Source organism: Bacteroides sp. AF39-16AC, from assembly GCF_003602735.1.
Taxonomy (GTDB): Bacteria; Bacteroidota; Bacteroidia; order Bacteroidales; family Bacteroidaceae; genus Bacteroides; species Bacteroides uniformis.
The window spans coordinates 297,315-316,456 of record NZ_QTLN01000002.1; the positions used below are offsets into that span (position 1 = coordinate 297,315).

At 46.5% G+C, this 19,142-nt stretch carries 19 protein-coding genes; 2 read left to right on the forward strand and 17 right to left on the reverse strand.

The features are described 5' to 3' along the window. Nucleotides 1-23 precede the first annotated feature (23 nt). The 17 genes from prfA to DW039_RS03485 all read right to left on the reverse strand — a co-directional run bounded on the left by prfA (nt 24) and on the right by DW039_RS03485 (nt 16,313). Nucleotides 24-1,136: a peptide chain release factor 1 gene (prfA, locus tag DW039_RS03400; RefSeq protein ID WP_016272584.1), complete on the reverse strand. Its 1,113-nt coding sequence runs from the start codon at nt 1,134-1,136 to the stop codon at nt 24-26. A 4-nt stretch (nt 1,137-1,140) separates the two neighbouring features. Then, nucleotides 1,141-2,310 carry an AIR synthase-related protein gene (locus tag DW039_RS03405; RefSeq protein ID WP_005835357.1) on the reverse strand — a complete coding sequence of 390 codons (1,170 nt, stop codon included), beginning with the start codon at nt 2,308-2,310 and terminating at the stop codon, nt 1,141-1,143. A gap of 112 nt (nt 2,311-2,422) precedes the next feature. After that, nucleotides 2,423-3,004: a LemA family protein gene (locus tag DW039_RS03410; protein ID WP_005835359.1), complete on the reverse strand. Its 582-nt coding sequence runs from the start codon at nt 3,002-3,004 to the stop codon at nt 2,423-2,425. A gap of 171 nt (nt 3,005-3,175) precedes the next feature. Then, nucleotides 3,176-4,084 carry a YgcG family protein gene (locus tag DW039_RS03415; protein WP_016272585.1) on the reverse strand — a complete coding sequence of 303 codons (909 nt, stop codon included), beginning with the start codon at nt 4,082-4,084 and terminating at the stop codon, nt 3,176-3,178. 40 nt (nt 4,085-4,124) lie between these two features. Beyond that, nucleotides 4,125-5,120 carry an alpha/beta hydrolase gene (locus tag DW039_RS03420; RefSeq protein WP_120381695.1) on the reverse strand — a complete coding sequence of 332 codons (996 nt, stop codon included), beginning with the start codon at nt 5,118-5,120 and terminating at the stop codon, nt 4,125-4,127. After that, a complete protein-coding gene (locus DW039_RS03425; protein WP_022401723.1) occupies nt 5,120-5,866 on the reverse strand; it encodes a shikimate dehydrogenase in 747 nt (248 codons plus the stop codon). The genes DW039_RS03420 and DW039_RS03425 overlap by 1 nt, the downstream gene beginning before the upstream one ends. A gap of 48 nt (nt 5,867-5,914) precedes the next feature. Next, nucleotides 5,915-6,469, reverse strand: a complete 555-nt coding sequence (locus DW039_RS03430) for a hypothetical protein (protein ID WP_022401722.1) — start codon at nt 6,467-6,469, stop codon at nt 5,915-5,917. Between the two features lie 31 nt (nt 6,470-6,500). Beyond that, nucleotides 6,501-7,238, reverse strand: coding sequence for a bifunctional demethylmenaquinone methyltransferase/2-methoxy-6-polyprenyl-1,4-benzoquinol methylase UbiE (gene ubiE, locus DW039_RS03435; protein WP_022401721.1), 738 nt, complete (start codon nt 7,236-7,238; stop codon nt 6,501-6,503). Nucleotides 7,239-7,327: 89 nt separating this feature from the next. After that, nucleotides 7,328-8,269 (reverse strand): phosphoribosylaminoimidazolesuccinocarboxamide synthase, encoded by a 942-nt coding sequence (locus DW039_RS03440; protein ID WP_022401720.1) that lies wholly within the window; start codon nt 8,267-8,269, stop codon nt 7,328-7,330. Nucleotides 8,270-8,295: 26 nt separating this feature from the next. Continuing rightward, on the reverse strand, nt 8,296-9,297 hold the full coding sequence (locus tag DW039_RS03445) for a PhoH family protein (protein ID WP_005823681.1): 1,002 nt from the start codon (nt 9,295-9,297) through the stop codon (nt 8,296-8,298). Continuing rightward, nucleotides 9,294-10,025, reverse strand: a complete 732-nt coding sequence (locus DW039_RS03450) for a M23 family metallopeptidase (RefSeq protein ID WP_044468574.1) — start codon at nt 10,023-10,025, stop codon at nt 9,294-9,296. Before DW039_RS03450 ends, DW039_RS03445 begins: the two co-directional genes overlap by 4 nt. Further along, nucleotides 10,026-10,691, reverse strand: coding sequence for a B3/4 domain-containing protein (locus DW039_RS03455; RefSeq protein WP_044468573.1), 666 nt, complete (start codon nt 10,689-10,691; stop codon nt 10,026-10,028). After that, entirely contained in the window at nt 10,691-11,518 is an 828-nt protein-coding gene (pgeF, locus tag DW039_RS03460) for a peptidoglycan editing factor PgeF (protein WP_044468572.1), read from the reverse strand. Before pgeF ends, DW039_RS03455 begins: the two co-directional genes overlap by 1 nt. Continuing rightward, on the reverse strand, nt 11,515-12,696 hold the full coding sequence (gene obgE / locus DW039_RS03465) for a GTPase ObgE (protein ID WP_044468571.1): 1,182 nt from the start codon (nt 12,694-12,696) through the stop codon (nt 11,515-11,517). Before obgE ends, pgeF begins: the two co-directional genes overlap by 4 nt. A gap of 14 nt (nt 12,697-12,710) precedes the next feature. Next, nucleotides 12,711-13,283 carry an adenylate kinase gene (locus tag DW039_RS03470; protein WP_005823672.1) on the reverse strand — a complete coding sequence of 191 codons (573 nt, stop codon included), beginning with the start codon at nt 13,281-13,283 and terminating at the stop codon, nt 12,711-12,713. Between the two features lie 42 nt (nt 13,284-13,325). Next, on the reverse strand, nt 13,326-13,862 hold the full coding sequence (gene hpt, locus DW039_RS03475) for a hypoxanthine phosphoribosyltransferase (protein ID WP_005835372.1): 537 nt from the start codon (nt 13,860-13,862) through the stop codon (nt 13,326-13,328). 1,248 nt (nt 13,863-15,110) lie between these two features. Beyond that, nucleotides 15,111-16,313 carry an ROK family transcriptional regulator gene (locus DW039_RS03485; protein WP_005835379.1) on the reverse strand — a complete coding sequence of 401 codons (1,203 nt, stop codon included), beginning with the start codon at nt 16,311-16,313 and terminating at the stop codon, nt 15,111-15,113. 325 nt (nt 16,314-16,638) lie between these two features. Between DW039_RS03485 and DW039_RS03490 the strand changes: the two genes are divergently transcribed. Both DW039_RS03490 and DW039_RS03495 read left to right on the forward strand, forming a co-directional pair. Continuing rightward, nucleotides 16,639-17,718 (forward strand): DUF4434 domain-containing protein, encoded by a 1,080-nt coding sequence (locus DW039_RS03490; protein ID WP_005835383.1) that lies wholly within the window; start codon nt 16,639-16,641, stop codon nt 17,716-17,718. Between the two features lies 1 nt (nt 17,719). Then, the gene (locus DW039_RS03495) at nt 17,720-19,141 is read left to right on the forward strand and encodes a calcineurin-like phosphoesterase family protein (RefSeq protein WP_005835384.1); all 1,422 of its coding nucleotides are present in this window, start codon (nt 17,720-17,722) and stop codon (nt 19,139-19,141) included. The last annotated feature ends 1 nt before the right edge of the window (nt 19,142 follow it).

A 19,142-nucleotide genomic window follows, 5' to 3' on the forward strand; every position in this document is an offset into this window, starting at 1 on the left:
GTTACGGGTTACTTATCACTGCCTTACAGTTCGCTCTCTTTCAGTCTTTCTGCATTTTCCGCCACAATCAGGTGGTCGATGCAGTCTTGGATGTCTCCGTCCATGAAGGCGGCGAGATTGTAGATGGTGTAGTTGATGCGGTGGTCCGTGATGCGTCCTTGCGGATAGTTGTAGGTGCGTATCTTGGCGGAGCGGTCGCCAGTGCTGACCATCGTCTTACGCTTGGAGGCGATGTCGTCGATGTACTTCTGGTGTTCCTTATCGTAGATGAAGGTACGCAAGCGCGAGAGGGCGCGTTCCTTGTTCTTGGGCTGGTCGCGCGTCTCGGTACATTCGATGAGGATTTCTTCGACTATGCCTGTGTTGGGATTCTTCCAGTTGTAGCGCAGGCGCACGCCGGATTCCACCTTGTTCACGTTCTGACCGCCGGCACCACCGCTTCGGAAGGTGTCCCACTTGATTTCACCTTCGTTGATAACTACGTCGAACTCTTCGGCTTCGGGAAGCACGGCTACGCTGGCGGCTGAGGTGTGTACCCGTCCTTGCGTTTCTGTGGCCGGTACGCGCTGCACGCGGTGCACGCCCGATTCATATTTCAGTGTGCCGTATACATTGTCGCCCGTCACGGAGCAGACAATTTCCTTGAAACCGCCGGCTGCACCTTCGTTGGCGCTGGATATCTCCATTTTCCATCCCTTGGATTCGCAATACTTGGTGTACATGCGGAAGAGGTCGCCGGCAAAGATTGCCGCTTCGTCACCACCCGTGCCGCCACGAATTTCGAGGATGGCATTACGGCCATCCTGCGGGTCGGCGGGGACGAGCAGCAGCTTTATCTGCTCTTCCAGTTCCGGTTGGCGGGCTTGGCAGGCATCCAGCTCTTCGCGTGCCATTTCCCGCATCTCCTGGTCTGTTTCGTTGGCGATAATTTCTTTGGCTTCTTCTATGCCGCCCAGTACTTGCATGTACTCTTTGCGGGCATTCATCAGGTCGCCCAGTTCTTTATATTCTTTGGTGAGCTTGACGTAACGCTTCTGGTCCGCAATCACTGCCGGGTCTGTAATCAAGGTCGACACTTCTTCGAAGCGGGCGACAAGCCCTTCCAGCTTTTCGAGTATGGTATTGTTGTCTGCCATATATTTAATACTTGAACTCTCCGAATTCGCTCTTGATAATCAGTTCTTTCTTGTCGCTTTCTTCCACGCGGCCTACAATCTGTGCATCGATGTTGAAACTCTTCGAAATAGCAATCACCTCTTCTGCATGTTCGGGAGAGAGGTACACTTCCAGGCGATGCCCCATATTGAACACCTTGTACATTTCGCTCCAGTCCGTATCGCTCTGCTCCTTGATGGTCTTGAACAACGGTGGAACGGGGAAGAGATTGTCTTTGATGACACGGCAGTTGTCTCCCACAAAGTGCAGTACCTTGGTTTGTGCGCCGCCCGAGCAGTGTACCATACCGTGGATTTGGGGACGGAGCGCATCGAGCAGCTTCTTAACTACCGGTGCGTAGGTGCGGGTGGGGGAAAGTACCAGCTTTCCTGCATCCAGCGGACTGTCTTCGACACTGTCTGTCAGTTTTAGCTTGCCACTGTATACCAGCTCTTCGGGTACAGCCTTGTCATAGCTTTCAGGGTATTTCTCTGCCAGGTATTTGGAGAATACATCGTGGCGTGCGCTGGTCAGTCCGTTACTGCCCATACCGCCATTGTATTCTTTCTCATAAGTAGCCTTTCCGTAAGATGCCAGACCTACAATCACATCGCCCGGACGGATATTGGCATTGTCTATAACATCTGAGCGCTTCATGCGGCAGGTCACTGTCGAGTCTACGATAATGGTACGTACAAGGTCGCCCACGTCGGCTGTTTCGCCACCGGTGGCATAAACGCCTACACCCATTTCACGGAGTTCGGCAAGCAGTTCGTCCGTACCGTTGATGATGGCGGAGATTACTTCGCCGGGAATGAGCAGCTTGTTGCGTCCGATGGTGGAAGATACCAGAATGTTGTCTACCGCACCCACACAAAGCAGGTCGTCGATGTTCATAATCAGTGCATCTTGTGCAATGCCTTTCCACACACCCAGGTCGCCGGTTTCCTTCCAGTACATATAGGCAAGACTGGACTTGGTGCCTGCTCCATCGGCATGCATAATGTTGCAATACTCCGGGTCACCGCCCAAAATGTCGGGGATAATTTTGCAGAAAGCCTGCGGGAAAATACCTTTGTCGATATTCTTGATGGCGTTGTGCACATCTTCCTTTGATGCGCTGACGCCTCGCATCATGTATCGTTGATTACTCATGAGATAATAGGTTTGTTCAATTGAATGTGCAAAGATACATCTAATCTTCTACAACACAAAGCGAGGCACAAAGTTTCTCGCCTTTGTGCCTCGCTATAGAGTTGTGTATTTATCAGAATTGTACCTGGGGAGCTTGTTCCGCTCCTTCTGCCGCTTCGAAATAAGCTCGTTTCTCAAAACCGAAGAGACCGGCAAGGATATTCTTGGGGAAACGGCGAATGGCTGTATTGAAGTTCTTGGCTGCATTGTTGAAGTTGGTACGTGCTACGTTGATACGGTTTTCCGTACCTTCCAGCTGTGCCTGCAGTTCCAGGAAATTCTGATTTGCTTTCAAGTCCGGATAGTTCTCCGTGATGGCAAGCAATTTACCGAGGGCGGAAGTCACCGCACCTTGTGCTTTCTGATATTCAGCCAGCTTTTCCGGAGTAAGGTCTGCAGCATCCACTTTGATTTGAGTGGCTTTGCTGCGGGCTTCTACTACACCTTCCAGTGTTTCCTTCTCGTGCGTGGCATATCCTTTCACGGTATTCACCAAGTTCGGAATCAGGTCGGCACGGCGTTGGTATTGGGTTTCTACGTTCGACCATTGTCCGCTGACATTTTCGTCCATGGTTACGAGTCCGTTATAGCCAGTTACCCCCCAAATGGCGAGAAGAGCTATAACAACGATAATGATAATGGTTGATTTCTTCATACTTTTCATTTTTAGGCCTCACCTCCGATTCCTCTCCGATAGAGAGAGGGGAGGAGGGGAAGGCAGTTATTAATCATTTAATTATATTCTATGTAAACGTTTTATTTTCTTCCAGTATCCTCGAAGGTGTGTCAAAACGGTTGATGGCACACAGATGACACATCCTCGGCGTTAGAACCGGGAACCGGCTCCACCGCCACCTCCCATACCGCCTCCGAAGCTGCCGCCGCTGAAGCCTCCTCCGCCACCTCCGCCGAAGAGACCTCCACCACCGAAGATGACCGGACCACCTCCGCCTCCTCCCCGGTAATTTTCATCGTATGACTGCTGGCGGCGCACTACTTTATGTCCGCAATTGCGGCAGGTGTAGGTCACATCTTCCGTTTTCACTCCATTGCGGCGTGAGATGAGTACGCTGCTGCTACGTTGCAATTTATGTTGTCCGCAGTTGGGGCATTTGTTGGCAGCGCGTTGGGCAAGGATACCTATAATAGATGCCACTGCGAGGAAACCGATAAGCCCCAGTAGGATACCTCCTACGGAGAGGTCATCCTCCTCTTCCGTGTCATTCACCATAGTGCCGTCAAGACGTGAACAGACTGCCTTTACACCCGCTACCATTCCGGCATCCCAATTACCGTCTTTCAGATAGGGAATCATGTATTTGGTCTGTATGCGTTTGCAGATGGCATCAGGAAGGTCCCCTTCCAAGCCGTATCCCGTATAAAACTGGATGCAGCGTTGGTCGGTTACCAGCAGAATGACCAAACCGTTGTTTTTCTCTTTTTTCCCTACTCCCCATTCATTGAGCAGCTGATGTGAGAAATCAAAACAGTCTTCTTGTCCGATGGAGGGAACAACGGCAACTACCGTTTCAATACCAGTCTGCTGCTCCAATGCATAGAGCATACGGTCTATATTGTCACATGCCTCCGTTGATAGGATTCCGGCTGGGTTGCACACATAGCGTGTCTTGTCCTGAAGGTGTACTTTAGGAATATTCTTAGTGGTGTAGACTTCTTGTGCCTGCAAGGATAAGAGCAGGCATAAGAAGGATGCTATAGAAATAAATCGTCTCATACTACCAATATTTGTTGCGGCGAAGATAGGAAAAATCACGTCAATGTATGTATTTCCCTACGAATTTCTTTACATGCTCGGTGTATTCCTGCGGATAATCCTTGTAAGACATGGCATGTGTGGCACCGGGTACAATCCATAATTCTTTGGGTTCGGGCTTGGCTTCATAGAGGGGATAAACCATCCACGTCGGTACAAAGGTGTCGGCATCACCGTGGATGAAGAGCATCGGCAAAGTACATTTCTTTACTTGCTCCAGGGCAGAAGCTTCGCGGAAGTCCCACCCGTACTCCTGCCGGCAAAGCCAGCTTGCAGTATGCAGTAGGGGGAAAGCGGGCAGTCCGAACTGTTCTTTCAACTCCCCGCGAAACTCATCCCATACGCTTGTGTAACCGCAGTCTTCCACAAAACACTTGATGAATGGCTGTTGGTATTGTCCGTGTTCCACTTCGCCGGATACCATCATGGTGGTGGCGGCTCCCATGGAGATGCCGTGTACTACCATCTTTGTACTGCGGGACGCTATGCTGTCCGCATGGTTGCGTCCGAAAAGCTCATCGGCGGTCTCGGTCCATTGCAACACGTCGAGCCGGTCTTTCCAGCCCATCTGTACATGGTTCCCTTCGCTCATCCCGTGTCCGTAAAGGTCGGGCAGCAGGATGTTGAACCCCATCTCCTTGCTGTACAGATAGCCTATCATCAGCATGCGCACGGCATTATCCGTATATCCGTGTACGATGACTGCTGTTTTGAGGGTGGGGTGGGCGGCGGCAACGTAGACTGCATGCAGCGTCTCTCCGCGGTCGTTCTCGATGTAGAAGTCCTTCAGTGCTCCTGCGGTCATCAGGCTATCCACCCAGGGGTGCAGTTCGGGATAGCGCTCGTACATGAAATCGTAGGATGCGGCTATGTTGCGGCTGCGTGAAACGAGGTCGTCCGGTTTCAGGGAATAGCCCAGCATATAGTACCCTCCGCACAACAGTACGGTGCAGAGGGCAGCCAGACCGAGAATCGAATATTTTATGGCTTTCTTCATTATTTATTCCAAATTTCCCATGCAGCAAAGGCCTGCAGCAGCAACATCTCCAGTCCGTTCTTGGTGACGGCTCCTTGTGCCTGGCCTTTCTTCATGAAGAGGGTTTCGTTTGGATTATATAACAAATCGTAGAGCAAATGGTTGGGAGTCAGTAGCTCGTAAGGAATGTTGGGGCAGAAGTCCACTTTGGGATACATGCCTACTGGGGTACAGTTGACAATCACTGTGTACTCTTGCATGATTTCCGGTGTCAGTTCCTCATAAGTGAGGTATTTATCCTCTTTCTTGGCGCGTGATACGAAGGTACTTTTTATACCCAGGTTCTCCAGCCCGCGATATACGGCTTTCGATGCGCCGCCGGTGCCCAGAATCAAGGCTTTTTTGTGATGTGGTTGCAAAAGTGGTTCTATGGATTGTGTAAATCCTATGATGTCGGAGTTGTAGCCAACCAGTTTCACTTTGCCTTTGGGAAGGCGGATAATCTTAATGACATTGACGGCGCCTATCTTGGCCGTGTCTTTGTCCAGTTCGTCCAGGTAGGGGATGACTTGCTCCTTGTAAGGGATAGTCACATTCAGTCCACAGAGGTTGGGATTTTCCTCGATAACTTCCATGAAATCCTCGATACGTGGAATTTCGAAGTTTACATATTCTGCATCAATATTTTCTGCCTTGAATTTCTCATTGAAATATCCGATAGAAAAGGAATGTTTCAACGGGTAACCTATTAAACCGTATTTCTGCATAATATTTTAGTTATTGATTGAACTATATTCGTTTGTTTATGGAGTACATTATTGGTCGGAAGTAGTTGAGGAGGTGATTACCGGTTCTTTGATGATAACAAAACCTCCGAATTGCAATCCGTTGTCTTTTCCGTTCAAACAGAACTTTCTGTCGAATACGGGTTTATTTTTTGATTTCCAGGTCAGTTTGCTAGAGAAGGTGATGACGTCTTGAGTACCATCGTTCCAGTCTATTATCACTTTTTCGTTATCGAATGTATCGTCGCCATTGAATTCTCCAAAAGTGAGAAAGTATTTGCCAGTTTCAAATTTCATTGTTTGCAGACCGTTGAAGTGTGCAAGGTAAGCTTTGGTTTGGTTTATAGGAACGTCCTTTTCATAAATTTTTCCATTATAGATTGCCTTGATTCCTTGCTTGGCAATGTTGCCGGGAGTTTTAGGATTCAACAAATCATTACCTTGAACATCTTGTACTGCGATATGCAGTTCGATAGGAGCAAAATCCCATATCATATCATCACTTCCCGAATCATCGCAAGCTGTGAAACCGGCAACGCAAAGGAGGGAAATAAATAATAAATAGAGGGTGTGTGTAGCTTTCATAAGGTCTCTTTCTTATATAAGTTTCTTCTTTTTATTTAGTTGCCACATAAAGTGTACATATCCCGAAAGTCAGCCGCTTGAAGTGCACTTCGCTGAAGCCTGCCTTGCGGATAACTCCCTGCATCACTTCTCCTTGCGGGAAGGCGCGAATACTTTCCGGTAGATAGGTATAGGCGCTGTTGTCTTTCGAAATACATTTACCGAGCAGGGGGATAACGACTTTGGAGTAGATGGTGAACAGTTGTTTCATCGGGAAGCGGTCCGGTGTAGAGAGTTCCAGTATGACGAGATGTCCGCCGGTCTTTAGTACGCGGCACATCTCAGACAGTCCTTTGTCCAGCCCTTCGAAGTTGCGGATGCCGAACGCTACGGTCACGGCGTCGAAGCTTTCGTCGGCAAACGAGAGGGAGGTGCAGTCCTCCCGGGCAAATGAAATCTTGTCCGAGAGGTGCGCCTGCTTTACTTTTTCACGTCCCACGTTCATCATGCCTTCCGAGATGTCGGTGCCAATCAGGCTATCGGGTTGCAGTTCGCGGCATGCAAGGATGGCGAAATCGCCGGTGCCGGTAGCTACGTCCATAATGCGCCGGGGGCGGAAAGGACGTAGGTACTTGATTGCTTTCCTACGCCAGCTGCGGTCAATACCCATGGATAGAGTGTGATTCAGCTTGTCGTAGGCAGGAGCGATGTTGTCGAACATTTCTTCCACTTGTTCGCTCTTCTTGCCGTCATTGCCGTAGGGCTTGATGTGTTCTTGGGGGTAATCCATGATTTTTTAATGTGCTAATGTGCTGATATGCCAATGTGCTAATTGGCTGCGCTATTATGCCGCAAGGTCATTAGCACATTGGCATATTATCACATTAAGTAATTAGTTACATTCTTTTCAATGCGTTCGGCAATGTTGCTGGTATCTTCCTTTACAAACTTCTCGCCGGTGATGTGTTCGTACAGTTCGATGTAACGTTCACTGATTGAAGTAACGATTTCGTCTGTCATTTCCGGTACTTGCTGTCCTTCTTTACCTTGGAAGCCGTTGTCCATCAGCCATTCGCGTACAAACTCCTTGGAGAGTTGCTTTTGCGGTTCGCCGTTGGCAAAACGTTCTTCGTAGCCTTCGGAGTAGAAGTAGCGGCTGGAGTCGGGCGTATGGATTTCGTCCATCAGGTAAATCTTGCCGTCGTGCTTGCCGAATTCGTATTTGGTATCTACCAGAATCAATCCGCGTTCAGCTGCAATCTCGGTGCCGCGTTTGAAGAGGGCCATGGTATATTGCTCCAATACGGCATATTCTTCGGGTGTAGCCAGACCTTGTGCCAGGATTTCTTCTTTGGAGATGTCGGCATCGTGTTCGCCAATCTCGGCCTTTGTGGTCGGGGTGATGATGGGTTCGGGGAATTTCTGGTTTTCCTTCATCCCTTCGGGCAGTTTCACGCCGCAGATTTCACGTACGCCGCTCTTGTAGGCACGCCATGCGCTGCCGCAGAGATAACCGCGTACAATCATTTCTACGGGGAATCCCTCGCACATCACACCTACCGTCACCATCGGGTCGGGCGTAGCCATTTTCCAGTTGGGACAGATGTCGGTTGTGGCATCCAGGAATTTTGCTGCAATCTGGTTCAGCATTTGTCCTTTGAAGGGAATACCTTTCGGCAATACTACGTCGAAGGCTGAGATGCGGTCGGTAGCTACCATGACCAACTTTTCACCATTGATGTTGTACACATCACGAACTTTTCCGTGGTACACGCTTTTCTGTCCGGGAAAGTTAAATTCAGTTGCTGTTAATGCTTTCATCTTTGTAATATTTACGATTTGAGAATTTACTGTTTCTGTTCAATCTTGCTATCAGCTTGTTCGGCTTTGCGTCGTTCACGCTCCGCTTTCGCTTCCTTGTCGAACTTCTCGTAGGCCTCCACAATCTGAGTTACCAACTTGTGGCGTACGATGTCTTTCTTGTTCAGCTCCACAAAACTGATGCCTTTTACGCCTTTCAGAATCTTCAGTGCCTGCACCAGACCGGAAGTCTGGGAAGAAGGCAAGTCAATCTGCGTCATGTCCCCCGTGACAATCATCTTGGTGTTCATGCCCATGCGGGTGAGGAACATCTTGATTTGCTGGGTGGTCGTGTTCTGCGCTTCATCCAGAATGACAACGGCATCGTTCAGTGTACGTCCGCGCATAAAGGCGAGAGGGGCAATCTGGATGATGTTCAGCTCCATATACTCTTTCAGCTTGGCGGCAGGTATCATGTCCTGCAGGGCGTCATAGAGTGGTTGCAGATACGGGTCTATCTTGTCCTTCATGTCGCCGGGCAGGAAACCGAGCTTTTCTCCGGCTTCTACGGCGGGGCGGCTGAGAATGATTTTCTTTATCTCCTTATTCTTTAGTGCCCGCACGGCAAGCGCGATGGCAGTATAGGTTTTTCCTGAACCGGCAGGACCGATGGCAAACAGCATGTCATTCTTGGCAAATGCCTCTACCAGCTTCAGCTGGTTCTCGCTGCGCGGGATAATCGGCTTTCCGGTTACGCTGAATACAATGACATTGCCCGACTTTTCCGCTTGCGGGGCATTGCCTTTGATGATGTCTATAATGACCTCTTCTTTCAAAGAATTGTATTCGGCACAGTATTTCTCCAGTTTGGTGATGTTTTCCTCAAATGCACACATTTCCTCCTCATCACCCAATACTTTGATGACATTGCCGCGGGCAACAATGCGGAGCTTGGGATACAAGGCTTTTATCAGCTGCATGTTGGCGTTGTTTACGCCATAAAATATTACCGGGTCAATATCTTCAAGAACAATCAGTTTTTCTATCATTGATATGTTTTAAGTTCAATTCGTTCTTTTAGTGAAACGTTCTGCAAATGTAGTGAAACGTTTGGATACTTAAACAGTTCCATTGGGTATTTTTTTTGCAGTGGCTTCGGGTAGATTGTCGGTAATTGTTGCACGACGATGCCGTTTCCTTTTTTTGAGCATCCGATACGTTGTCGGTTCAGCGTCTGTTCCTTCATGTTGAAGATGATATTGGGGTCGAAGTGCTGCCCGTTGACGCGTGTCTCGAAGTGCAGATGCTCAGTAGAGGCGCGTCCGGTGCGTCCGGTCAGTGCGATGGGCTGTCCGGCTTTGACTGTGTCGCCACAATGTACAAGGTTTTTGAAGTTGTGGCTGTATATCGTTTCCAGTCCGAAGTCATGGCGTACGACGACGACATTGCCGTAGGCGCTATAAGGCTTGGACATCCGTACTACGCCGTTGAAGGCACTCCGTATGGTGTCTTTGGCGCAGGTCTTGATGTCTATGCCGCTGTGGCGTCCCCGCCCCCGTCCGTAAGGGGAGATGACTTTTCCTCCAGGCAGGGGAAAGGAGTATTCCGTGTCCGGAATGTCCTCCAAAGGTAGCTCTATCAGTTCTCTTTGCGAAAACAGTCCCGGAGTGGCAACGCGAATATGGTTGGTTTCCATGGCGGAAAAGACCGTTTTCTTCCCTTGTGCCGTGGCACCAAGGGCTATGAGCAGGAGAGGGACAAGAATACGGATTTTCATTTATTCAAAATATTGTATACTCCCACCGGTAGAGGAAGCATATTTCTCCAACAGTTCCAATATCATTTCGGCTGCTTCTTTCAGACCTTCCTGCCCGTTGTAGCCGTTGACAATGGCAAGGATATGGCGGGTTTCAAGTTTCATCTTGGTGCGTTCGTGGTCGCTGGTCGGGGTACCGATACCGCCTATACGGTCGCGGTAGACGGGCAGCCCTTCTATGTTCAGCATGCCGCGGCCTATACCCTCGAACGATTCCTCGGCACGTCCTATGCCCAGCTCAAGGTCGCTTCCTTGTATCTCGTCGGCATCAAATCCGCCGATAGAGTGGCCCGTACGTAGGGAGACAAGGTTGATAAGGTCTACCAACGTATCTATCTGATAGAGTTCCAATCCGCGCAGCAGTCGCCGTCTCAGTGCTTCGGCCGAGGGACGGTAGCGGCTGGGATCCTTGCCGCAACGTTTGTAGGCTTCGCGGGTGGCGGCAATGACGGGTTGGTACTTGATGCTGTCCGTGGTTTCACGGGCTCTTAGCTCTTGGGTGAAAGTTGCGATTTCCTGCCACAACCCTTCGCAATATGGGGTATTTGTCACTTCGGCAAATACGGCTGCACCGCGGAATTCGGGGCAATTCTGCTTGATTTCTTTAGAAAGTGCGATATGATACATTAATGCAATCCGTTTGAATGGGTTAACATGATTCCCGACAATATCCTTCCGGATTTGATACCCATCCGGCGTGCCGAGAAGAACTCTTCATATTGGGTAAAAGTACATATATTGGCTGTCTCCACTTGTGCGGAAGGTACTCCGAAGTCCAGCAGTTGCAGTCGGTTGGCAGCCCATAGGTCGATATGGTATTTGTGGGTGGCGGGTTTCCATTCGGAGATGTAATCCATCTGGAAACCGTTCTTGCGGAATGCTTCATAGACTTCGTCGCCTACCTCGAAGGCGGAAAGGGAGATGCCGGGGCCGATGCAGGCTATCACTTCTTTGCCCTCTGTACCATAGCGGGCACGCATCTTGTCGAGTGTGTGGCCGAGGATGTAATTCACAGTGCCGCGCCATCCGGCATGAACAGCGGCTATCACGGCATTCTTCCGGTCGTAGAGCAGGATGGGAATGCAGTCTGCCGTAGAGATACAGATGCAGTAGCCCGGTTCACGGGTTATCAGTGCATCAATGCCCTGCAACATGGAGTGGCGTTCTTCTGCTGTTGCTTGCAGGTAAGTTCCGTCAATGACAAGTGCCTTTGTCCCGTGGGTCTGAAACGGGATGACCAGTTCTTGGGGGCGTTGGGGCAGGGAAGAACATACTATTTCCTGGTTGCGGCGTACAGCTTCGGCTTCGTCTCCCGTGTAAGGTGTACAGTTGAGGAAGGCATAGTTACCTTGGCTGCATCCACCGTGGCGGGTGGTTACAAAACAAGAAATGCCGGGATATGAGGCAAGCAGCTCATATCCCAACATTTTCCTATCTTCTGTAAGAGGAATCATTTTTTATCTTCCTCCCAATCTTCTTCGTATTCAAAGTCCTCGAGGTCCTCTATGTCCTCGTCGTCGTTGACGTATTCATAGCTGAGGTCCTCGTCCTCACCCTCTTCTTTCAATTCTTCCTGCAGGTGGCTGAGGTCTTTGGCGCGGTGGGCAATGCTGTCCACTTTGCCTTCTATCTTATTGCTTTCCTTGTTCAGCTCTTCCCAAAGGATGTCTTTCAGCGTGGAGATGCCCATGCCTGCCACGGCAGAGATAAAGATATGAGGAATACCTTCGGGCAGTGTCGGCTCTATCTCGTCCATCAGCTCCTGGTCCAGCATGTCACATTTGGTGATGGCAAGCACGCGTTGTTTGTCCAGCATTTCGGGGTTGAAGGTGCGGAGCTCGTTCAGGAGTATGTCGTACTCCTTGCGGATGTCGTCGCTGTCGGCAGGCACCATGAACAGCAACAGGGAGTTGCGCTCGATGTGTCGCAGGAAGCGCAATCCCAATCCTTTGCCCGCACTGGCTCCTTCGATGATTCCGGGAATGTCCGCCATCACAAACGATTTGCTGTCGCGATAGGACACGATGCCCAGATTGGGTTCCAGCGTTGTAAACGGATAATTGGCGATTTTGGGCTTCGCCGCAGAAACGGATGCCAGTAAAGTAGATTTTCCTGCATTGGGGAAACCTACCAGACCGACGTCTGCCAGCAGCTTCAGTTCCATGATTACCGTCAACTCCTGCATCGGTTCGCCCGGTTGTGCAAAGCGGGGAGCCTGGCGTGTGGCGGTTTTGAAGTGCCAGTTGCCCAGACCTCCGCGTCCGCCTTTCAGCAGGATGACTTCTTGTTCGTGCTCGGTGACGTCGCAGATATATTCACCCGTTTCGGCGTTGTACACCACCGTGCCGCAGGGCACTTCAATCACCTTGTCCGCTCCGTCTTTCCCGAAACTGCGGTTCTTGGAACCGGATTCTCCGTGACCTGCCAGGATGTGGCGATCGTACTTCAGATGGAGTAGCGTCCAGTAGTTGCGGTTACCCCGCAGGATGACATGGCCTCCTCGTCCTCCGTCACCTCCGTCGGGGCCTCCGTTGGGTATGTATTTCTCACGCCGCATATGCGTAGAACCTCGTCCGCCCTTTCCGGAGCGGCAATATATTTTTACGTAGTCAACAAAATTCGATTCAGCCATATTCTGTTTTATTGTTATTTCACTGCGTCAATAGCCTTGCAAACATCGGCAAAGATTTCTTCCAATACGCCGAAGCCCTGGATGTGTTGGTATTTGCCGTCCTGCTTGTACCAGTCAATCAGCGGAGCTGTCTGTGAGTGGTAAACCACCAGACGCTTCTTGATTGTCTCTTCATTGTCGTCTGCACGTCCTGATTCTTGTCCGCGCTTGATAAGGCGTTTCATCAGTTCTTCTTCGGGCACGTCGAGGTCGAGCATTACGCTGACTTCCTGTCCGCGTTCGGCGAGCATCTTCTTTAATGCTTCAGCCTGGGCGATTGTTCTGGGGAAGCCGTCGAAAATCACGCCTTTGCTATCCTTGAAGCTGTCGAATACGCTTGCCAGAATATCAATCATCAACTCATCGGGAATCAACTGGCCCTGGTCGATATAACCTTTAGCAGTCTTGCCCAGTTCTGTACCGTTTTTCATTTCAGCACGGAGCACGTCTCCGGTAGAGATGTGGTTGATGCCATACTTTTCTACAATCTTTTCACTTTGTGTTCCCTTACCTGAACCGGGAGCACCAAAAATTACAATGTTCAACATTTGCTTAGTTATTATTTAATGATTTACTATATTATGTCTGTATCAGTCTACTACAGTATAAATGTCGGGATAGTTGCGCCCGAAGCCGTCATAATCCAACCCGTAGCCCACGATGAAATCGTTCGGAATATTCATGGCCACATATTCTATGTTCAAATCAACTTTCAGCTTATCGGGTTTCACCAGTAGAGAGGCAATATGAATCTCCCTGGGACCGCGAGTGCCGAGGGTGTCCAGTAAGCGTTGCATGGTGAGTCCCGTATCTACGATATCCTCTACAATGACCACTGTACGGTCTGTGAGGTCTTCATTGATGCCTATTACTTCCTTGATTACCCCGGTAGAGGATACTCCTTGATAAGATGCCAATTTGACAAACGAAATTTCGCAGGGAATCGTGATTCGTTTCAGCAAATCGGAGGTAAACATGAACGAACCGTTCAGTACGCTGAGGAATAGAGGATTCTTTCCTGCCAGGTCGCGGTTGATTTCGTTCGCTACACGGGTTACTTCTTTCAGTATGTCCTGCTCCTTGATGGAGACTGTGAACATCTTGTCTTTTATTTGTATGGTATCCATAGATGGGATGTTTTTAGAAAGTTGGGGCAAAAATACGATATTTGTTTGAAAGTGAAAAGTTTTGTTCTAGTATATTCTCAAAGGGCTATGAATTAGTTGGATCCGTTACTAAAAACCAGTTTATGAATGCATGGTTTTCATCAACGGAATCGGATGCAATTTCAACCTTGGAAAATTCAAATCCGAGAAACTGACAGAACTTTTTTGTAGTACGCGTCAGGAATAGACAGATAAAACTTTCCACTGGAGTAGAGAACAGTCTAGAATAGTGAAATGTAAAAAATAAGTGGTGTGTGTCGGTTGTCGGCTGACAGAACCAGACAGCTATGTCAATAACTTTAGGAAACTCTTATTTCTCAGTTTCTGGAGATATTGTAACTCCGGAGTAAGACGATATTCAGCTCGAATATTTGTAATGCCATAGTTCCCGACGCTGGACTTTCTTGTAATTTTATTAAGCCAAGACGGTGCTCCCACCGATTATGGTTATAGAATTTCGATTTCTTCAGCTTCTTATGATTTTTCTTCCAGTACAAGCTCCCATTGCATGTAAACTTGTCTATAGGTCTTCTGTAGATGTCGGATCCGAAAATTATGTATCTGCAATATCCTTCGAAGGAACAGTGTTTATGGTGAAAATATTACAGATTTTCATTGATTGATAAGATGCTATGCCAGATAATGGTAGCGGAAGACCTCTTGAAGATAGCATCTGTCGTTACTTCTTTCTTGACTAGGTTTTGTCAGAATCTTGTGTCGATACTGCTATTTCTGATTGGTTATGTATGGTTGATGCACTAATGACAGAAAAAAACAATGCTTAGGAGTAAGAAAACAAAGAGAAATATGTTGAAAAATGTACTCCAAAAGTTTTTTATCTAACCTTTGGAGTACATTTTATTTGAGACAGCTTTCTTTCGACTTTTTATTTTTTATGTTGGAGAATTCGGGATTAGCCGATTCTTCTTTCTGCTTTTCTGTTCCTACTCTAGAAGTGTAACTTTCCTAATCTTCGTTATGCTCGTAATATCTCCGAGTATACCCTATAGATTCCATCTTCTCTTTAATTGATAGTTTAATTATTTGCATTCTTGAATTCAATGTAGGGCAATACTGGAAATCGGTTATCATGATACTAATTTATTCTGTCTTTTTATCAGTAACCAATTACAGATTCGCTTTTTTATATATAATAATTGTGTTTTTGGTGTAAGTCTTGTCATTTCCATTATGATGGCAACGGTCGTCTTAAATTTCGAACATTCTGCTCCGTGCCAGCATGCAGGCTCCAACTACACCAGCCTTGTCTTTTAACTTGGAAACAGTCACCGTGGCGTCTTTGTTGACCAGATTCAATGAGTATTTCCTTATTGCCGTTTTGATTGGCTGTACTATATAGTCTCCCGTCGATGATAATGTGCCTCCGATTATTACCAGTTCCGGATTGAATATGCTGATCAGTCCTGCTATTTGCCTTCCCAACTTTTGGCCTATTTCTTCCACTATCTCAATACATAGCAAATCCTCTTTATTGACTGCAGTGATGATTTCGTCCAATGTGGGTGGATTTTCTATAGTTCGTTTTGACAGTATGGAACTTTCTCCTTTACCGATTCTTTCCAATAGGATGCGGTGCAGTGCCGAACCTGAGGCTTCCGTTTCCAGGCATCCTTTTTTGCCGCAATGGCACAGTATTTCATTGTCGAATACATTGACGTGCCCGAATTCTCCGGAAAATCCGGATTTTCCCGTGTATACCTTCCCGTCTATGATGATGCCAATTCCAAGTCCCCAGCTTATATTGACAAAGATGATGTCTTTTTCCCCTTTGACGCATCCTTGCATATGTTCTCCATAGGTCATGGCCCTTGTGTCGTTGTCTATACAGACTGGGTACCCTATTTTTTCATTCAGCACATCTGCCAAAGGACGCTCTGAAAAGTTGAACATACTGAAACTGTATCCTGATTCCGGATTTACTCTTCCAGAGATGTTGATGCAGATGTTCATTATCTTCTTGTCATTGATTTCTGTTTCCTTTATGAAGCCTCGAATGAGTGCACATAGTTCTTCCAAAGCCTCTTGTGTATTTTCGAACTTGTACGGTATGTTCATCCTGATTTCCACCATATCTCCCTTGAAATTGATTAGTCCTATGTTTATGGCAAATTTTTTAATGTCCACCCCAATGAAGTATCCTGATTCTGGGTTGAGTCCGTATAGGCTTGGGTGACGGCCGCTACTAGTCTCCAGTTTTCCATAGTCATTTATATAGTTGTCCTCACACATTTCATTGATAAATTTGGTAATTGTGGGCACACTTAGGTCAAGTTCCTTGGCCAAATCAGTAATAGTGGAGCTTCCATTATATATATAATGTGTGATGATCCTTTTTTTTAAGAGTGCATTCTTGCTCCCGGTTTCCATTTCTTTTAATAAATCCTGCTTCATTAGTGTATATTTTTAAATTATTCGCCTTATTTTTATTTTATATATTGGTATACTAAAGTATATGGGTTAATATTATTGTATTCTGTCTATTGTTTTGCAATTTATTTAGTAATAACCGGTTAATATATGTTAAATATATGGTATATATTAATTAAATACTTTATTAAGTATTGCAAAGATAATAAATATATCTATATTTGTGACGTGATAATTGAATAATAATGGTTAATGTCCATAACGATGAAAAACATAATTGGATTTTTTTCTAAAATATGCATTCAATAGGGCTTTTAATATATAATGGTTGATCTTAATTTTATTAATGATGAAAACACGCAGGGATTTTTTAAAAAAGACCGCTTTGTTTGGTGCATCTGCATTCATGCCCCCTTCATTGTTGGGGCAAGAGAGTGATGGGAATTGTTCTTTTTCTCGGGAGACTACCTCTTCCATGCTGGTTCCCATGGGTGATGCACTTAAAATTACCGGTACATTTTTAGATGAGATATCTCATGATATTCCCCATCAGAATTGGGGAGAAATAGAATGGGATCGGGATTTCCGGTATATGCGGGATGTTGGGATTGATACGGTTATTATGATTCGTTCCGGTTATCGTAAATTCATTACTTACCCTTCGAAGCACTTGTTAAGCAAGGGTTGTTATATGCCTTCTGTTGATTTGTTGGATATGTTTCTTCGACTGGCAGAAAAATATCACATGAAGTTTTATTTTGGTTTATATGACTCTGGTAAGTATTGGGATACCGGTGATTTGTCGTGGGAGATTGAGGATAATAAGTATGTGATTGATGAAGTGTGGGATAAATACGGTGAAAAATATAAGAGTTTTGGTGGCTGGTATATTAGTGGTGAAATAAGCCGTAAGACGAAAGGCGCTATTGATGCCTTTCGTACAATGGGTAAACAATGCAAAGATGTATCCGGAGGTTTACCGACTTTTATTTCTCCATGGATTGATGGGAAAAAGGCTGTTATGGGAACAGGCAAGCTAACAAAAGAAGATGCTGTCTCTGTTCAGGAACATGAAAGGGAATGGAATGAAATTTTCGATGGCGTTCATGATGTGGTTGACGCTTGTGCCTTCCAAGATGGACATATTGATTATGATGAACTGGATGCTTTTTTTGCTGTAAATAAGAAATTGGCTGATAAATATGGTATGCAGTGCTGGACAAATGCCGAAACTTTTGACCGTGATATGCCCATTGATTTCTTGCCTATTAAGTTTGATAAGTTGCGTATGAAATTGGAAGCTGCCAAACGGGCAGGTTATGACAAAGCTATCACTTTTGAATTTTCTCATTTTATGAGTCCGCAATCGGCGTATTTGCAGGCAGGGCATTTATATAATAGGTATAAAGAATATTTTAATATAAGATGACATGAAAAACATAATAAGACAGTTATTGGTATTTTTTGTTTTTGTCGTCAGCTTAAATTTGGCGGCACAAACTCTACCTGTTATAACGGGACAGGTTAAATGTCAGGGACGTGGAGTTGCGAATGTAGTGGTTACAAATGGTTTCGATTGTGTTTCGACCGATGTTGCCGGCAAATATACTATTCCTTATCATCGTGATGCCCGTTTTGTATATGTTACTACTCCAGCAGGTTATTTGCCCCAACGGGATGGTAGCCTCCCTTTGTTTTATCAACGCATTACTAAAGGGACTTCTGTATATGATTTTTCTTTAGTCAAAAATTCTAAGAATGATGACAAGCATCTTTTCTTGGTTCAGGCCGATGTTCAGCTTGGAAAAGACGAAGATGTTACTGCTTATTCAGAATATCTGAGGGATGTGAAGGAATTTGTCGACAAATGTTCGAAATATGATTTATTTATGCTGGATTGTGGTGATATTGTAGGTAATGCCTTGTCGCTTTTTTCCTCATATAAAAAAGCATCGGACGTGTTGGATGTCCCTATGTATCGAGTGATTGGAAATCATGATATGGAATATGGAGTACGTTCTTACGAGCATTCGTATAAATCCTATGAAGAGAATTTCGGCCCTATTTATTATTCCTTTAACCGTGGAAAGGCTCATTATATCGTGCTTGATAACTGTTACTATATCAATAGGCATTACCGCTACATCGGTTATATTGATGAGCGTACTTTGCAATGGATTGAGAAGGATTTGGCCTTTGTGCCGAAGGACCATTTGGTGTTTGTTTCCATGCATATCCCTTCCAGTTCTACTAAGGAGCTGGAATTTAATGCGCTACTTCCTGATGAGACCAGTAATGCTTCAAGCTTGTATGACCTCTTGAAAGGGTACGAGGCACATTTGCTGACTGGTCATACCCATAACAACGGTAATGTTGTATTCAATGATAGCTTGATGGAACATAACACAGCAGCTGTATGCGGTACTTTTTGGAAGGCTGATATTTGCACCGATGGCACTCCCGCTGGTTATGGTGTATATGAAGTTGATGGAAACAAGCTGACTTGGCGTTATAAGAGTGCGGGGTATCCCATTGAACATCAATTCAGGGCTTATCCGGTAGGAGTTTCAGAGGATTACCCTGAGTATATTCTTGCGAATGTATGGAATTGGGATGAAAACTGGAAGGTAGAGTGGTATGAGAATGGGAAATGTATGGGTGAAATGGAGCATTTCACGGGCTTTGATCCGGAAGCAAAAGCCATTTGCTCGGATAAAAAGCGCGTAGAGTATGATTGGATTTCTCCGATAAAAACAGAACACATGTTTCGTGCTTTACCTAAAAATGGTAGTGCTTCAATGGAGGTGTGTGTGACAGACCGTTTTGGTAATGTATATAAAGTTAAACTATAAA

Excerpts from the sequence above, each read along its gene's own strand:
- DW039_RS03425 (WP_022401723.1), bottom strand. The coding sequence starts at position 5,866 with ATGCAGAAATACGGTTTAATAGGTTACCCGTTGAAACATTCCTTTTCT.
- DW039_RS03445 (WP_005823681.1), bottom strand. The coding sequence starts at position 9,297 with ATGATAGAAAAACTGATTGTTCTTGAAGATATTGACCCGGTAATATTT.
- DW039_RS03490 (WP_005835383.1), top strand. The coding sequence starts at position 16,639 with ATGAAAACACGCAGGGATTTTTTAAAAAAGACCGCTTTGTTTGGTGCA.
- DW039_RS03455 (WP_044468573.1), bottom strand. The coding sequence starts at position 10,691 with ATGTATCATATCGCACTTTCTAAAGAAATCAAGCAGAATTGCCCCGAA.
- obgE (WP_044468571.1), bottom strand. The coding sequence starts at position 12,696 with ATGGCTGAATCGAATTTTGTTGACTACGTAAAAATATATTGCCGCTCC.
- ubiE (WP_022401721.1), bottom strand. The coding sequence starts at position 7,238 with ATGGATTACCCCCAAGAACACATCAAGCCCTACGGCAATGACGGCAAG.
- DW039_RS03420 (WP_120381695.1), bottom strand. The coding sequence starts at position 5,120 with ATGAAGAAAGCCATAAAATATTCGATTCTCGGTCTGGCTGCCCTCTGC.
- DW039_RS03450 (WP_044468574.1), bottom strand. The coding sequence starts at position 10,025 with ATGAAAATCCGTATTCTTGTCCCTCTCCTGCTCATAGCCCTTGGTGCC.
- DW039_RS03415 (WP_016272585.1), bottom strand. The coding sequence starts at position 4,084 with ATGAGACGATTTATTTCTATAGCATCCTTCTTATGCCTGCTCTTATCC.
- pgeF (WP_044468572.1), bottom strand. The coding sequence starts at position 11,518 with ATGATTCCTCTTACAGAAGATAGGAAAATGTTGGGATATGAGCTGCTT.
- DW039_RS03405 (WP_005835357.1), bottom strand. The coding sequence starts at position 2,310 with ATGAGTAATCAACGATACATGATGCGAGGCGTCAGCGCATCAAAGGAA.
- DW039_RS03495 (WP_005835384.1), top strand. The coding sequence starts at position 17,720 with ATGAAAAACATAATAAGACAGTTATTGGTATTTTTTGTTTTTGTCGTC.
- DW039_RS03430 (WP_022401722.1), bottom strand. The coding sequence starts at position 6,469 with ATGAAAGCTACACACACCCTCTATTTATTATTTATTTCCCTCCTTTGC.
- DW039_RS03440 (WP_022401720.1), bottom strand. The coding sequence starts at position 8,269 with ATGAAAGCATTAACAGCAACTGAATTTAACTTTCCCGGACAGAAAAGC.
- prfA (WP_016272584.1), bottom strand. The coding sequence starts at position 1,136 with ATGGCAGACAACAATACCATACTCGAAAAGCTGGAAGGGCTTGTCGCC.
- DW039_RS03485 (WP_005835379.1), bottom strand. The coding sequence starts at position 16,313 with ATGAAGCAGGATTTATTAAAAGAAATGGAAACCGGGAGCAAGAATGCA.
- DW039_RS03410 (WP_005835359.1), bottom strand. The coding sequence starts at position 3,004 with ATGAAGAAATCAACCATTATCATTATCGTTGTTATAGCTCTTCTCGCC.
- hpt (WP_005835372.1), bottom strand. The coding sequence starts at position 13,862 with ATGGATACCATACAAATAAAAGACAAGATGTTCACAGTCTCCATCAAG.
- DW039_RS03470 (WP_005823672.1), bottom strand. The coding sequence starts at position 13,283 with ATGTTGAACATTGTAATTTTTGGTGCTCCCGGTTCAGGTAAGGGAACA.